The 15854-nt window shown below is 49.1% G+C and carries 15 protein-coding genes; 4 read left to right on the top strand and 11 right to left on the bottom strand.

Features of this window, described 5'->3' with window-relative positions; all coding sequences use genetic code 11:
- The 4 genes from NTZ10_07455 to hflX form a co-directional block, all read left to right on the top strand.
- Positions 1-293, top strand: a 293-nt coding sequence (locus NTZ10_07455; protein MCX5750052.1) for a glycerol-3-phosphate acyltransferase, incomplete at its 5' end; no start/stop codon positions are given.
- Between the two features lie 5 nt (positions 294-298).
- Positions 299-1297: an NAD(P)-dependent glycerol-3-phosphate dehydrogenase gene (locus NTZ10_07450; protein ID MCX5750051.1), complete on the top strand. Its 999-nt coding sequence runs from the start codon at positions 299-301 to the stop codon at positions 1295-1297.
- Between the two features lie 164 nt (positions 1298-1461).
- Positions 1462-3636 (top strand): hypothetical protein, encoded by a 2175-nt coding sequence (locus NTZ10_07445; protein ID MCX5750050.1) that lies wholly within the window; start codon positions 1462-1464, stop codon positions 3634-3636.
- A gap of 73 nt (positions 3637-3709) precedes the next feature.
- Positions 3710-4801, top strand: coding sequence for a GTPase HflX (gene hflX, locus NTZ10_07440; GenBank protein ID MCX5750049.1), 1092 nt, complete (start codon positions 3710-3712; stop codon positions 4799-4801).
- Here the strand turns inward: hflX and aroF are convergent.
- Genes aroF through NTZ10_07385 form a run of 11 tightly spaced genes read right to left on the bottom strand, consistent with a single transcriptional unit; the run spans position 4798 to position 15847 of the window.
- Entirely contained in the window at positions 4798-5817 is a 1020-nt protein-coding gene (gene aroF / locus NTZ10_07435) for a 3-deoxy-7-phosphoheptulonate synthase (GenBank protein ID MCX5750048.1), read from the bottom strand. The genes hflX and aroF overlap by 4 nt on opposite strands.
- Before the next feature lie 12 nt (positions 5818-5829).
- Positions 5830-6219, bottom strand: coding sequence for a chorismate mutase (aroH, locus tag NTZ10_07430; protein ID MCX5750047.1), 390 nt, complete (start codon positions 6217-6219; stop codon positions 5830-5832).
- Complete coding sequence (locus tag NTZ10_07425; GenBank protein ID MCX5750046.1) at positions 6201-6986, bottom strand: biotin--[acetyl-CoA-carboxylase] ligase; 786 nt, start codon at positions 6984-6986, stop codon at positions 6201-6203. Before NTZ10_07425 ends, aroH begins: the two co-directional genes overlap by 19 nt.
- 10 nt (positions 6987-6996) lie before the next feature.
- Entirely contained in the window at positions 6997-8469 is a 1473-nt protein-coding gene (locus tag NTZ10_07420) for an S-layer homology domain-containing protein (protein MCX5750045.1), read from the bottom strand.
- A gap of 39 nt (positions 8470-8508) precedes the next feature.
- The gene (locus tag NTZ10_07415; protein MCX5750044.1) at positions 8509-9642 is read right to left on the bottom strand and encodes a glycosyltransferase; all 1134 of its coding nucleotides are present in this window, start codon (positions 9640-9642) and stop codon (positions 8509-8511) included.
- A 2-nt stretch (positions 9643-9644) separates the two neighbouring features.
- On the bottom strand, positions 9645-10628 hold the full coding sequence (gene galE, locus NTZ10_07410) for a UDP-glucose 4-epimerase GalE (GenBank protein MCX5750043.1): 984 nt from the start codon (positions 10626-10628) through the stop codon (positions 9645-9647).
- A complete protein-coding gene (locus tag NTZ10_07405; GenBank protein MCX5750042.1) occupies positions 10625-11782 on the bottom strand; it encodes a glycosyltransferase family 4 protein in 1158 nt (385 codons plus the stop codon). Before NTZ10_07405 ends, galE begins: the two co-directional genes overlap by 4 nt.
- A gap of 21 nt (positions 11783-11803) precedes the next feature.
- The gene (locus NTZ10_07400; GenBank protein ID MCX5750041.1) at positions 11804-14260 is read right to left on the bottom strand and encodes a tetratricopeptide repeat protein; all 2457 of its coding nucleotides are present in this window, start codon (positions 14258-14260) and stop codon (positions 11804-11806) included.
- Entirely contained in the window at positions 14194-15267 is a 1074-nt protein-coding gene (locus tag NTZ10_07395) for an LptF/LptG family permease (protein MCX5750040.1), read from the bottom strand. The genes NTZ10_07400 and NTZ10_07395 overlap by 67 nt, the downstream gene beginning before the upstream one ends.
- Positions 15264-15470: a 30S ribosomal protein S21 gene (rpsU, locus tag NTZ10_07390; protein MCX5750039.1), complete on the bottom strand. Its 207-nt coding sequence runs from the start codon at positions 15468-15470 to the stop codon at positions 15264-15266. The genes NTZ10_07395 and rpsU overlap by 4 nt, the downstream gene beginning before the upstream one ends.
- 38 nt (positions 15471-15508) lie before the next feature.
- Positions 15509-15847: a histidine triad nucleotide-binding protein gene (locus tag NTZ10_07385; GenBank protein ID MCX5750038.1), complete on the bottom strand. Its 339-nt coding sequence runs from the start codon at positions 15845-15847 to the stop codon at positions 15509-15511.
- Positions 15848-15854 lie beyond the last annotated feature (7 nt).

Raw genomic sequence — 15854 nt, 5'->3', positions numbered from 1 at the left:
TCAAAGGCGGGAAAGGTGTCGCGACCGGGCTCGGCGCCGTCTTCGCTATATCGCCATACCTTTTCATATTATCTTTCATTCTGGGGATCGGCATTATTGCTGCTTCCGGTTATGTGTCTGTTGCTTCGATCACCGGTTCTATATTGCTTTCTATTATGATGTTCACTACCGGCAGACCAGCCCCCTATGCATGGGGGATACTGATACTCACGATTTTCATCATCTATAAACATATTCCTAATATAAAAAGACTGCTGAACGGAACAGAGAACAAAATAAAGCTTTTTGGATGAAAGATATGAAATATATTGCTGTGCTCGGCGCCGGCGCCTGGGGAACGACTCTTGCGAACATGCTCGCAAAGAACGGTCTTAGCGTTAAGATCTGGACTTTTGAAAAAGGGACCGCTGATGACATTAACAACAATAACGAGAACAAGATATTCCTCCCGGGAGTAAAGCTCAACAAAAATATTTCGGCGTCCGATGATCTTGAGGATGTCCTGATCAAAGACGGATACGTCATCTGCGCGATACCGACAAAATATCTGAGGAATGTGCTTATAGCGGCGGCCGAACAGAGGATCGTCCCGAAAAATATGAAATTTCTCAGCGCCGCGAAAGGCATTGAGAAAAAGACGCTTGACCGGCCGTCGCAGATAATAGAAAAAGAACTCGGGATAAAAGTCGTTGCGGTCATTTCGGGTCCGAACCTTTCAAAAGAGATCGCCACCGGACTGCCCGCTGCGTCTGTTGTGGCAAGCAGGGATAAAAAACTCTCCGCCTATTTTCAGCAAGTATTGTCAAGCCCTTCTTTCAGGGTCTATACCAGCAACGATCTGATAGGTGTCGAGCTCGGCGGTGCGCTGAAAAATGTCATAGCGATAGCTGCCGGTATCTGCGACGGCCTTTCCCTGGGCAATAACGCTAAATCAGCTCTGATCATACGCGGGATGGCAGAGATTACCAGGCTTGGCATTGCCGCCGGGGCAAAAAAAGAAACTTTTTCCGGCCTTTCAGGGATCGGTGATCTTATAACTACATGCCAGAGCGACCTGTCGAGGAACCATCACGTAGGAGTAGAGATCGCAAAGGGAAAAAAGCTTAATGAGATATTGAGTTTGATGAGTGGTGTCCCTGAAGGTGTGGAAACGGTCATCTCTTCCATAGAGCTTGCCAAGAGACTCAAGATCGAGATGCCGATAGCAAGCGAGGTAAAAAACGTCCTCTTTGAAGGCAAAGACCCCAAACAGGCCATACTCGACCTTATGAACCGCCAATTAAAAGATGAGGATTGATCAACCCCTTACCTACAAATCATAATCTTACCTGACTATTTCCTGAACTTGACCTTATCCATTTTTAATTCAACCCCAAAATCACTGAAATCGTCCAATAATATTAACGATATATACACAGATGGGTATTGAACACTTTTACCAATGACGAAAGGAGACTTAAATTGCCAATTGATATAAGCTTGCAAGTATCTCAAAAACGGGTCCCTTTGAGTTTTGGTACTTTAAGGCAAGCCTCAAAAGTTTTAGGGCTGCACCGTTTAGGCGTCAGGAGATTGCACGAGATCGGCCTGACAAGCAGATATTTTGACCCAAAACTGTTCGCGAAAAATGCGGGCGAGGATGTCCTCGGCAGGATAAAGCTCCCTGATAACGTGGACCGGAATTTAGAGAATGCCCTGGCTTTTGTGTCTACAACCGTGGGATTGAAAACACAGTCCGCCATTTTTAGGGGAAGCACTTCAGGACTGGCAAGACTGGATATAGTGCCTGCTTTTGTAATACAGAGAGAAATAAGCGCATTGATACCAAAGGAAAACAAGCTCGGACCGGATGAAGATGCGGACCAGGAACTGAAGTTTTTCATAGATGCTTTGCAGAGGGGCAAAGCAAAGCTTAACGCATCATATGATGCCATGAAAAAAGATGCTAATCTGCAACAAGCTGCTTCATTCCTCGATGTCCTTATCTCTATCTGTGACGATCCCATGGTCACAAGCAAAGGGACAGTCCTTATCAAGAATCAACGGTTGAACACTAAAGGTGCTATGGCTGAGATCGTCAAGATAGTTGAAACTGCAATAACTGCCATGCTTTCCAACATGAAGACGAAGGAATGTCTTTCGGAAATTAGGGATTTCGCCGATTTCGTCGTCAAGACAAGGTATGGACAGCAATGCGATGTTGCTACCTCTATCGGTAAAGGGAGCGTTGCCGTTGTGTCCGAACACGTCACTACGGATGAAGTTGCGACTTTTCCGCCGAATGTAACGACCATTCTTACCGAAAACGGGTCTAAGAACGACCATCCTACACTGCTCGGGAAGACCAGGGGCATCTTATGTATTACCAAGATACCCGTATCGAAGATCACGACCGGAACACCGCTCATCGCGAACGGATGGGACGGTTCTGTTATCGTAAACCCTTCTCCCCATGAGCTGAATACGGCAAGAAAGCTGCGGAGAAAGATGGGGCATTATGCTACGGCCATGGGCGGGCTTGAACGGTTTTCAAACACGCTAACCTTGGACGGCAGAGTGATCCATATAGGAGGATGCATAGGGACATCCGCTGAACTTGACGAACTGCTGGGAACAGGAGCAGTTCACGGGCCGGGGTTGATCCGCTCGGAAGAATTTTATATGTGCGACCCGAAGACAGGAAATATCCGTGAATCCAGCGGTCCGACAGAACAAGAAGCAGTCAATTTTTACATCACTCTGGCAACAAAGGTCGAAGAACATAAACTTGTAACCGCCAAACAAATGAAATTATCTCCTGATGATGTCAAGACTGCAACCGTTATAAGAACTTTAGACCTTGGCGGAGGCAAATATCTGAAGTTCAGACCTTTTGACGAAAATCTCCCTGAGAGAGGTATAGGCCTTTGCAGGAAAGTGCCCACGCTCAACAACCTGTTCGAAGAGCAGATAAGACACATTTTGATCGCCAGCGGAGAACATCCGTCCCTTGCCATATTGTTCCCGTTCGTCAGAACGCTTGAAGAGTTCGAATGGGGCAAAAGCGTGATAAGGCAGATGATGCAGGCTATAGGGAAAAAACCGTTCAACTCTAAAATCCTCGTTGGAGCCACCATAGAGAATCCCGAGGGCGCAAGGAACGCCGGTGAAATAGCCCAGGCCGCAGATTTCATGAAAATCGGAAGTAATGATATGACAGCGTATACTCTCGGCATCCAGAGAGAGACCAGAGATCCTGCTGCTTTGGCAAGGTGGGATGAGCTTCATCCGGATGTGCTGTCAAATTACACGAGGGTTTTTGATGCGGGCATGGCACATAATAAAATTACCGGTGTGTGCGGTGACCTGCCTACCGAATGGATCTCGCTGCCTATACTCATCGGCATGGGAATGAATTCCGTAGACGTCCCAAGCATATCGGTGATCGAGGTAAAACACATTGCCAGGAACCTGAGATATGATGATTGCCGGCAGCTTGTAAAGGAACTTGTCAATATCCCGACTTCCCAGGAGGTCAGGGCCTATACGATGCAGTTCATACTGAAGCATATGAGAGAACGCTGGTCCGGTCTGCAGCAGCCGCCAGTCTTCAAAGATTTTTTTATAGAGGCTTTGAGACGCTCAGCCGGTCAATAGATACCGCTCACCATAATTTCACTGTCTTAATCTTAGCTTGAATATACCTCTGAATTGAATTAGACTTTATACAGTGGATAAAAAAGAAACAGCCGTCCTTGCCGGGGTCCGGTTCAGGAACGACCGACTTCCGATAGAAGATTCTATTCTTGAGCTTTCCAACCTTGCCGAGACAGCCGGCGCCCGCGTCACGGGATCTGTCACGCAGCCAAGGGAGAGCCCGGATATCAAATATTTCATCGGGAAAGGCAAGCTCGATGACCTTCTTCTTTTAATAAACGATACCGGTTCCAACCTTGTCATTTTCGACAACGAACTAAAACCTTCGCAGGTCAGGGAACTGGAAAAAGCCCTCGGGGTAAAGGTCATTGACCGGACCGAACTGATACTTGATATCTTCTCCCAGCACGCCCACAGCCACGAAGGAAGGCTGCAGGTCGAACTTGCCCAGTCGCAGTACATGATGACCAGGCTGACCGGAAAAGGCATCGCGATGTCGCGTCTCGGCGGCGGCATCGGCACGAGAGGCCCAGGAGAGACAAAACTCGAGGAGGACAGGCGTAAGATCAGGAAAAAGATATCCGAGCTGAAGAAGGAGATCGAAAAGATACGGGAGTCCAGGCAGATGAGGCGCAAGAACAGGCAGGGATCCGGTATCCTAATGGCATCGATCATCGGTTATACCAACGCAGGGAAATCCACGCTCCTCAACAGCCTGACAAAGGCTGGTGTCCTTGTGGAGGATAAATTGTTCGCAACTCTCGACACTACGACAAGGAAATTATACCTTGATGAAAATAATTCGGTTCTTTTATCTGATACCGTCGGTTTTATTCAGAAATTGCCGCACCAGCTTGTCGACGCGTTCCGCGCGACGCTTGAGGAAGTCGCCGGCTCTGATTTTCTGATACATGTAGTAGACCTGAGCAGCGCGGTCCTGGAGGAACAGATAGCTTCTGTCTTTAAAGTGCTTGAAGACATCGGCGCCATCGGCAAGCCCATTCTGACCGTTTTCAATAAATCGGATCTCGTCAAAGAGGGCCCGCCTGAAAGTTTATTGAAAAAATATGCTCCTTATGTAAAAATATCCGCCTTGAAAAAAGAAGGGTTCGAAAGTCTGAGGTCCGCGCTCAAAAAGATGTCGGGGGAAGTAACCGCCGGCTAGACGCTTCTTCCGACAGCTGACGCGATTGTCTTCAACTCTTTCATCAGCTTGGAAAAATTTTCAGGAGTAAGAGACTGAGCCCCGTCGGATAAAGCCTCTTCCGGCCTCGGGCAGACCTCGATGATAAGACCGTCCGCTCCGGCTGCGACCGCGGCTTTGCTCATCGCAGCTACCAGGCTCCACTTGCCCACGGCATGGCTGGGATCTACGATCACAGGAAGGTGGCTTAATTCTTTTATCGCGGCAACGGCGCTCAGGTCCAAAGTGTTCCTTGTGTATGTCTCAAAGGTCCTTATCCCTCTTTCGCAAAGCATCACCGCATTGTTGCCTTCCTTCATTATGTATTCAGCTGACATGAGAAGGTCTTCGATCGTGGCCGACAGCCCGCGTTTAAGCAGGACGGGCTTTGAAGTCTTTCCGACTTCTTTTAACAGATTGAAATTCTGCATGTTCCTCGCGCCGATCTGTATCACGTCGGCATATTTTGCGATAAGGTCCACGTCCCTTGTATCCATTGCTTCCGTGATAATAGGAAGTCCGGTGTCCTTTTTGGCTTCCATAAGGAGTTTCAAGCCTTCTTCTCCGAGTCCCTGGAAGCTGTACGGCGATGTCCTGGGCTTGAACGCGCCGCCGCGGAGTGCGACCGCGCCTGCACTTTTTACGGCACGGGCGGTCTCGATTATCTGGTCCCTGTTCTCCACCGAACACGGCCCCGCCATCACGGCAACAGGACACCCCTCTCCCACTTCGAACTTTCTTCCTATCTTCACAAGAGTATCGGCCGGGTGGAATTCCCTGCTCACCAGTTTATAAGGCTTTCTTACAGGGATGATCTTTGAGACGCCTGGCAGGACGGTGACCGTCTCTATCTGGAGCGTTGTCTTATCGCCTATCGCGCCTATTATCGTCTGCTCAACGCCTTTAGAAACATGAGTGCCGAACCCATAACCTTTTAATTTATCGATAACATGGTTTATTTCAGTGTCCGATGCTCCCGGCTTCATTACAATGATCATGATCGTTTCCCTTTAACTGACGTAGTATTCGTCGATCTTTTCACTTGAAAGGTCCGGCCGGAGTTTCTGCGCTTCGTTAAGATAGACATGTTTTATCTCGCTCTGTTTTTTTTCTGAATTAACCGTCATCAGCACCCTTATGCACTTTTTCAGGCTCCCTTCAATGGCGATCTCATTCGTGCACATCAGGGGCGTGTAAAGCCAGCCCATTTCTCTCGCGGCTATCGCGGGAAATTCTTTTGTCAGGTCGTGCGTGACCGAAAATAAAACGGAAGCGATATCGTCCACTTTTAACTTGTTCACCGAGACCATCTTTTCAAGCAGCATCTCAGTCGCCACCACGATGGCATCCTTTTCGTTCTTGGCTACCGTTATCGCTCCTCTTATGCCTCTTGTCGCCATTTGATTATTTCTCCCGAAGTTATCTTGATTTTATCATTTTGAGACTCTATTATCAATGCGCCGGTCCCGTCGATATCGGCTGCGATACCGCTGATGTTTTGCCCGTCCTTCTCTATCAGGACTTCTCTGCCAAGCAGGCAGGAATGCTTTTTTGCACCTTCTATTATCCGCCCGAACTTTTTCTGAGAGAGCAAAAAATAATCGTCATCAATATCCCGCAAAAGGCCGCAGAAGAAAAGCTCTTTTTCGATCCCGATACCGGACTCTATGAGCACCGAGGTCGCAATGTCTCTTATCTCCGGCGGGAATGAGCCTGTTTCATTACTTAGATTTATTCCGATGCCGGCTATTACATCGGTGTTCTTTTGTTCGATAAGTATACCGGCAGCTTTCTTGCCGTTGATAAGAACATCATTCGGCCATTTTACCGACGCTTTGACCCGCGCCAGGGAAAATATCGCTCTTGCAATGCAGGAAGCAGCGGAAAGGCCGATCAGCGGGAAATACTTTTGATCAAAAGAGGGCCTTAATAATATGGAGAAATAGAGGCCGCCTGGGTCGCGGGAATACCATTTTCTGTCGAATCTTCCGCGGCCTTTATCCTGTACATCCGCTATTATGACAAGGCCTTCTGTGTCAGACTTTTCCCCAAGCATGCGGCAGACATCATTGGTGGAGGATACGCGGTCATATCTGTAAATATTTCGGCCTATAAGTCTTGTTCCGGCAAGATGTTCTTTGTCTGCCCGGTTTTTGTCCGTTTCCATAAGGACCTTATCAGAAAGCGCAGATAAGCTTCATTATGAACAGGTCGGTCGTTTGGATCGACGCGTTGGGATCTTTATCTATCCTGTAACCCGCATAAAACGATCCGGTATCTGAAAGGGTGAAGTTCAGACCTCCCTCGACAGTGGCCCTTGAACCTGAATGTCCGGTGCCGAACATAAATCCCGACGACATATTGTACATCCCCTTGCCGACAAGGGTGATGCTGTCAGTGAAAGAATGCTTCAGCTGTGCCTGGATCGATTTGACGCCATTCACGAGAGGCCTGTCAAAAGGGTCATACCCGAGCAGCGTCCATTCGTCAAGATTATCCGGTTCAACTATATAATCGCCGCCTGCAAGAACTACCTTTACGTCCAGGTCCGTCCTGCCTGCCAGAAGTTCGGTCGCGGCCAATTCTCCGATCAATGCAAGCCTGTGAGTCCCGATATCTTTTGAAGAGCCTGCTTTTATCTGTCCGGAAACAAGAAGATTTTTTTTCGGATTAGCGGAGATGCTTATCGACGGCCTGAAATTTGTGAGCGCGCTTGAACCTGTCCCTGTGTTCCTGGAAAAATAATCGGCGCTCAAAGTCACGGTGCCGCTGTTCAGCAATGACCATTTACTGTATGCCCATGAAAGACTGCCGCTTATCTGGTTCACTCCAACCTCGCCCGGGGTGGACGGGTCGGTCGCTTTTATGTTGTGCGCGTAATATGAAGCGTTAAATCCCGCGCCGTAAAGTGCCGTAGAAAGACTGACGCCGGTGTATGGCCTGACATAAGTCCTGCCGTACTCCGACGGCATGATATTGCCGCCGAAAAGATGCCTCTGGGGTCCCGGTCCAGCGCTTACGGTTATGGTCGCGGGAGACCAGAGCTTTGTCTTGATCGTGCCCTGGATATCGATCAATCTTGTCAGAAGGTCCTGTCCTCCCCCGTAAAAACCGCCGTCCATTGTGTCCAAAGTCGCTTTTACGGACTGGTTCTGCCCTAGATTTGAAGAAAAATCCGCAATCAGGCGGTAATCCATGACAGGGCCCTGCGGCGCTCTCTGTCCCGAGTAGTCAGCCGTGTTGTAAAAAATGTTGCCCAGATAATAATCCAGCTCGAAGCTTCCCTTTGAACTCATGAAGCCTTTTTCCGCCATTTCATCCTTCATCGCTTTCAGTTCGGATTTCAGCTCTTCGGTAAGTTTCTCCATCCCTGCTGACCCCACGCTGTCGGCCAGTTTTGAGAGGAAAACGGCGGTCTCGAACCTCGTTATCGTCTTTGTTCCGCGGAAAGTTCCGTCCGGATAACCCTGGGTCACCCCGAGCTTTACAAGCTTGTAGACCGATTTTGCCGCCCAGTGCGAATCCGGAACGTCCCTGAACTTTATCTCCTTGGTACTTGAAAGCAATCCCTTAGGTGTTTTTTTCTTGGCGGCATGGACGGGTGATACCACGAAACAGACCAGTAAAATGACCAAAAATAGTTTTTTCACTTTTTTCCTCCCAAAATATTATCTGCTTAATTCAGAATATCATCTGAGCGGGATTTTCTCAAGTATGATATGCGCTATCTCGAACACCGCGCGGGGATTATTTACTTTTTTGATGTTCGCCCTGATCCTGTTGAGGTTTTTAGGCGCCTGCATTTCTTTTATCGTTTTTGCGATCTGCCTGAAGTCCCGGCATATCACCCCGAGACGTTTATCAAGGACGTAATTGACATTGCCTTCTTCCTGGCCGGGAAGCCAGCTCGTGATCACTATCGGAAGTTCCTTTGCCAGGGCTTCCGCGATCGACCCCGGACCTGCTTTAGTTATTATGAGGTCGGAAGCGCTCATTATCTCAGGCACTTCGTTCGTGAATCCGTAGACCTTCATCCTGTATGAAAGTCTTTCCGACATAATCTCAAGTTGTTTTTTCAGTTTCTCGTTCCTGCCGGCTATCACTATCAGCTGAATATTCAGCCCCGCCTTGTCTATAGACCGCACTATCTTAAGCATGTTTCCGCCGCCCTCCCCGCCGCCCATCAGAAGCACCGTGAATCTGCCGGGGTCAAGCCCGAGCTCGCGCTTTTTCATAGCTTTTGAAGCCGCCGGTTTTGCGAACCTAGGGTCAATGGGAAGGCCTATGACCCTGATCTTATTCTTGTCGCCGCCGTATTCCAGCGCATGTCTTTTTGCGTCTTGCGTCGCCACTATGATCATGTCGGCATCCGGGCAGACCCAGGCCCTGTGAAGGCTCACGGGATCGGTAACTACCGTTATCAACGGAACAATGTACTTAACATCTTCCATGGCCGCTACCGTCAGGTGGTTCAACAGGGGATGCACAGATACGATGATGTCAGGTTTCCTGTCGAGAATGAGGCGCCCTAGTTCTTTTTGTATGAACGGCCTTGCCAGTTTTTCCATCTGCTGCATCTTTTTCATGTCGTTCAGCCAGTGATACAGCACTCCCCACATCTTTGGCGAATATTTTATGACCGGGCCGTATAATTTCGCGAGCATGCCGAGGAACGCGCTGCATTCCGTGAACACATCCACCATCTCCTGCAGCGGAGCGTCTTTCTTCTTGAGCTCCTCTACGGCCTTCATAATAGCCGAAGCCGAGCTCCTGTGACCGCCGCCGGTATCGGAAAACAGGTATAATATCTTCTTTTTTTGCATTTTCAGTATCCGTGGGGATGTCTTTCCATCCATTTCCAGGTATCGGAGATGATCTTCTCAACATCTGAGTGCTTTTGCTGCCAGCCGAGTTCGGACCTGATCTTTTTGGAACTTGCGATAAGAGCCGGCGGGTCTCCCGCTCTCCTGCCGGTCTCGATGACGCTGATCTTTTTGCCGCAAATTTTCTCCGCGGCCTTTACGATCTCCTTTACCGTGAACCCGTTCTCGCTCCCGAGATTATAGACCGAGGTTTTCCCTGTTTCAAGCAGTTTTTTAAGCGCGAGCACATGGGCGCAGGAGAGATCTTTGACATGTATGTAATCCCTCACACAGGTGCCGTCCTTTGTCGGATAATCCGTGCCGAATATCTTTACGTCTTTGTTCCTGCCCGAAGCCGAATGAAGCACCAGCGGTATCAGGTGTGTCTCGGTCTCCCTGTCTTCACCGAGATCGTTGACCAGGTCCGCACCCGCGGCGTTGAAATACCTAAGGCTGACCGACTTTATGCCGTAAGCCAGGTCATACCATCTTAAATATTCCTCGACTGTCAGTTTTGTCTGGCCGTAAGTGTTAGCCGGCGCCGTCGGCGCGTCTTCTTTGATCGGGATATCTTTAGGCTCGCCATATACCGCGGCCGAAGAGGAAAAGATGATGTTCTTAACGCCTGTATTTTTCATCGCGTTCAGGAGATTGATGCTCGCTTCGACATTGTTCCTGAAATATTTCTCGGGGTTCTCGACGGACTCCGGCACTATGGTGTAAGCAGCGAAATGAAGCACCGCGTCGTATTTTGAGGCTGAAAGCGCGTCAAAAATATCTGGGTATGAACGGAGATCTGCCTTTATCAGCCTGCACTTGTCGGGAATGGTAGATTTATGGCCGCATTCAAGGTTGTCTAAGACATCTATGTCAAAACCGGCATCAAGAAGGTCCCTTACCGTCACGCCTCCGATGAATCCCGCTCCTCCGGTGACAAGTACCTTCACGCTTTTTTCCTTTCGATGACCATTCTGTAGATGTCCTCTATCTGGTTACCGATAGTCTTCCAGTTGTACTTGGTCTCGACAAGCTGCCTTCCCCGCTCGCCCATCTTTTTCGCCTTTTCAGGATCTTTCAGTATCTCTATGATCGCTTTTGCGAGGCCTTCGATATCTCTCGGCTCCACAAGAAGACCGCTGCTGCCGACATCCATGACGTTATTGACGCCCGGGATATTGGACGCTATTACCGGCGTCGAACATGCCATCGATTCAAGCTGGACTATGCCGAACGCTTCGAGCCTGTTTATCGACGGGAAGACGAACATGGCTGATGTCGAATACAGTTCCACCATCTTGTCGAGATTCACTTTTCCCTGGAACTCGATCCTGTTCCTGACACCGACTTTGTCTATGAAATCTTCTATGTGCGGTTTTTCCTCGCCTTCTCCGCAAAGTATGAACTTCGCGTCCGGGACTTCCTTCAGGACCAGAGGGATCGCCCTCACAAGGTAATCTATCCCTTTATTGGCGGCAAACCTTCCGAGAAAAAGCACTTTCTTCCTGTCGCGTTTTTCTTCGGTGATGCCCTGTTTTTTTCTTGACTCATCGAACACCTCATAATGGATCCCGATGGGCACGGCAAAATGCGCGAAGTTTTTCATCACGGGGGAAGTGGACGCGTAGCTTTCGGTAGTCGATATTATGGCATCCGCGCTCGGGAGTATCATTTTCGCGTAAGCATTCGTGATCCACTCCACACTTTTTATCGCCCATTTAGGCATCTTTATCCCGAGAAATTTTTCGGACATCGTCGTGTCGCAGTGATAAGTGACCACATGAGGGATCTTCAGTCTTCCTCTTACCGCTCTTGTGAAGCCGAACGGCGGGCAGTGCGTGTGGACCAGGTCAAAGCCTTTCAGCATCTTCAGGTTGAACTGGAACGAGACAGGAAGATAGACGTAATTCTTGGCGTCAAGGCGTTTCACTTTCACTTTACCCATCATCTCTTCTTTTGGCGCTCCCGCTTCTTTCGGCACGTTGTTCGAGATTATCGTCACGTCATGGCCGCGGTCCGCAAGCTCGTCCGAAAGGTCCTTCACGTATTTCTCAGTCCCTCCGAAATGCGGAAAAAAATACGGGACCAGCATCGCGATTTTCATACCAGGCTCCTTTCTGTTTTTCTAAGATACAATCCAGTATACTATCCTTCTCTGCATAAGTTCATACAGAGGATCATTCCTGCCAATTTTTTTGTAATAAGAGACCGCTTCCTTGATATTGCCTCTTTTCATCTCGATGTCTCCCATGTTGAGGGCCGCAGGGCTGAAGTCCTTGTCGGCCTTTAGGCTTGCCTTAAACTCCTTCTCCGCGCTTTTCATGTCGTCTTTAAAGACATGACAGACTCCCAGATTATTTCTGAATATCGGGTTTGCCGCGTCTTCGGATAATATATAGGAAAGCGATGTGCCGGCCTGCTCCAGGTTCCCTCCGGCCATGTTAGCCGCGGCAAGATTATTAGACGCGGGATATAGCTGCGCGTCCAGCTGGGTAGCCAGGACAAAATCTTCCTCTGAAGCTTTTCTCCTGCTCTTCATGAACTGCTCAAATCCCATGTTGTTCTGCTCCTGGCCGAACGACATGGAAGCAAGATCGTCTTCTTCACGGCTTTTTGATTTCCTGGCGTCGCCGCCCCACACGGCCCTCAAGTTCTTTGAGGAAAGCGATTCAAATACCAAGGCAAGAGCTTTGTTGCGCGCAGAGTAAGGGTCTGTCTGGTTCAGCCGGCTGATCCTTTCTTTGACGCCTTCAAATGATATATCGGAAGAAGTCACCGACTCGTATGACTGGAGCGCTTCATTCACCGAACCGAAAGCTTCGAGACAGCTGCCTATCCCCGCCCTTGCGGACCTTTCCGCATCGGGATCATCGGAATTCTTAAATTCCAGGACTTTCTCGAACTGCATCTTTGCAAGATCGAACCTTCCCTGCTCTTTGAAAACGGTCCCCATAAGAGTATGAGAAGCGACTGCCTTCGCGGCGTCCTTTACTGCCGACTGGAGAGCTTTCAATGCCTGCTCAAGACTTCCTTTTTTGTATAACAGCCTGGCAAGATCGAGATTGAGCCCTGCCCGCCACGGGTCCTGTTCTATCTTAGCCTTTACAGCGGTCACTTCCCTGTCAAGTTCCTTTTCGCTGATATTCTGATATTTTTTCTGGATATCCGGGTCGAGCGGGGACAGCTGCATCGCTTTGATAAAAGCTTCTTTTGCCCTGTTAAGGACGTCTATCTTAAGATACGCCTCGCCGAGCACTACGTATGCTTCCGTGTTCTTCTTGTCTTTTTCGACGAGCTCCTCGGCGATAGCTATCGCTTTCCTTGCTTCTCCGCTTGCCAAAAACGATTCCGCAAGCACAAGCGCGCCCTGAGAAAGTTCCGGGTTTGCTTTCAGGATCTCCTTGCATTTTCTTTCTATGTTTTCTATCTCGGCGGGATTCAGCCTTACCAAACACCTGAGCTCCATAAGTGCTTCTTTAAACGACCCTTTGGATATATAGGCATCGGCCAGGCTTTTATGGGCAAGCGCCTGGTCCGGATAAAGAACGATTATCTTTTTCAGCTTTTCTATGCACTTGTCGATAAGGGCCGGATCGCTGCCGGTCAATCTGTCGTAGATCTCGACTGCCTCGCTAAAAACGTTCTTCTTCACCAGGCAATCCGCCAGAAGGAACAAGGATTCCCTGTTTTCCGGATATGTCTGCAAAAGTTTTCTCAGCATCGAGACCGCCGTGTCGGTTTTTTCAGGGTCAAGGTCGATGATCCTTTGAAGCTGGAGCACGGCCGGAGCCGGCTTTAGCGAACGCATGTATACATTTGCCAGCTGCTCGAGGATGAACGGGCTGTTGGGCGAAAGCCTTGACAGTTCTTCCATCTTAAGCGTCGTCTCTGCAAGGACTTCGGGATCATCGCTGAGCATCTGGGAGCATTTTTGCGCGGCGCTGTCGTAGTTTGAGAGCTTGCTGTAGAGCTCTCGCAGCGTCCGCAGTATTATCTTGCTCGACGGGTCAGAACGTAAAAGTTCCTCATAGATCATGACCGCGTCGCTGTATCTCTCTTTTTCAATATAGGCATTTGCCAGGGCTTCAAGCAGCGAGACATCGACTTTGCCGGATTCTTTCGCTTTTTCAAGGAGCGAGATAGCCCCGTCAAGCCTGCCCAGCTTGAGGTATATCCTCCCGAGCAGGTTGTAGATCTGTGCCGTCTCCGGCGCGATCTCGACAAGCTCTTCGAGTTCCACTATCGCCGCGTCAAGGCTGCCCTGCGACAGGAGAAAGTCGACAAGGCTCAGTCTTGCCTGCACATTGCCGATATCATCCTGAAGGGCTTCTTCATAATCGATCATCACCCTTGAAAATGACCTCGGATCGAACATCGAGGAGATCCTGTAATGTTTTACGGCTTCTTTAAAATTACCCGCTTTAAGATAACTGTTGCCTATCAACAGGTTTGTCTGAACGTTCCTGGGATTTTTCCTGAGCCGTTTTTTAAGTTCGTCCGTACCGGCATCTTTTGTCATTTCGATCCTTCCCGTAAAATAAGCGATCCGCCTATCAAAGACACTAAAACAGGAGGAAGCCATGCAGCTATCATAGGGGACACCATGCCTCCCCTGCCCATAGACCTGAAAACCGAAGCGAAAACGTAAAAAGTGAAAATGACTATTATCGAGAGCGCAAAACCCCAGGACTTACCTGCTCTCTGGGCGGGAATGCTGAGCGGGATAGAAAGCATCGCGAATACTAGTGTCGTCATCGGGATGGAAAACTTCATCTGGAAATCCGTCGCAAGCATCGTGGTGTTCACTCCCGCCTGCTTCAGGGTCTTTATCGTGCCGAACAGCTCCCCGCTGCTCATCTCGTCCGAGGTCTTCTGGTCCGAAAAATTCATGAAGTCATCCTTTACCGTGATGTCCATATCTGAAAACCCGGCCGCGTAATTTATTTTACCCGTGTCATCATAGCTGTGGATCGCGCCGTCCTTCAAGAACCACCTGTCAGGAGTTATCGATCCGGTCTTCGCCGTGATGACTTTCGGAAATTTTCCGCCCGACATGTCATATATCATCACGTCATCCATGGTAGACGTCCTGGGATAAAATCTCCTGACATAAATGAACCTGTTGAAGTTATCCCTGAAGAATACCTGCTCCTTAACGTCAGCCGGAGGCTGTTTGTATACTATCTCCCTTATTATGCGGTCTGAAATGCGGTTCGCGACCGGGACTACCGCCTCGTTCGTCACGAAAGCCGCGGCGCTCACCGCGAGCGATACCGCGAGTATCGGAGCTGCGATCCTGAAAAAACTCACGCCGGATGTCCTCATCGCGGCGAGCTCGCTCTCTCTTGCCATGCGGCCGAGGACGATCGCTGCGGCAAAAAGGAAGGAGACGGGAAAAGTCAGGACCATTATGGACGGAAGTTTATACAGGATCAGCCGGATGATCGCCCACGCTGGGACCCCCTTGTTTATTATCATGTCGACGAACGTGAACAGAAGGTCTGTGGTCATTATCAGGACAAAACCTATTATCCCGATAAGGAACGGGATCCCAAGCTCGCTTATCAAATAACGGTCGACGATTTTCATTGAAGATCTGATTCTCTTTGTCTTCTTCTTTCGCGCTTTACGGCCTGGGCTTTTTCGCGTCTTCTTCTTTGGGACGGTTTCTCGTAGAATTCCCTTCTCTTCATCTCTTCGAGTATGCCTTCTTTTCTTATCTTGCTTTTGAATTTCCTGAGAGCCTTGTCGATCGATTCTTCTTTTCTTATCTCGATCTTGGCCAATTTAATCCCCCCTTCTCAAAATAAATCTTAAACTAAAAACCCCGCTATCCGGGAGGCCAGGTCATCTGCCTGCCCCCTAAAAGATGGAAGTGCAGGTGAAATACCGCCTGCCCCCCGTGACGCCCTGAATTTACCACGATCCTGAACCCGTCTTTTTCAAGGCCCTTTTCCCTGACTATCTTATTTGCCGCCTTAAATATCTTTTGGACTACTGAATGATCCTTTACCTTTTCGATCCTTTCAATATGCTCTTTAGGTACCAAAAGAATATGAACCGGCGCCTGGGGATCCATATCGTTAAAAGCAACGACATCATCATCCTGATATATGATATCAGATTTTATCTTCCCTCCGGCAATTTTGCAAAAAACACATTCGGTCATGACGGGA

The organism is Candidatus Saganbacteria bacterium (assembly GCA_026387835.1).
In the GTDB taxonomy this organism is placed as follows: domain Bacteria; phylum Margulisbacteria; class WOR-1; order JAKLHX01; family JAKLHX01; genus JAPLKZ01.
The sequence above is the reverse complement of the archived record's forward strand: the minus strand, read 5'-3'. Positions and strand labels throughout refer to the sequence as shown.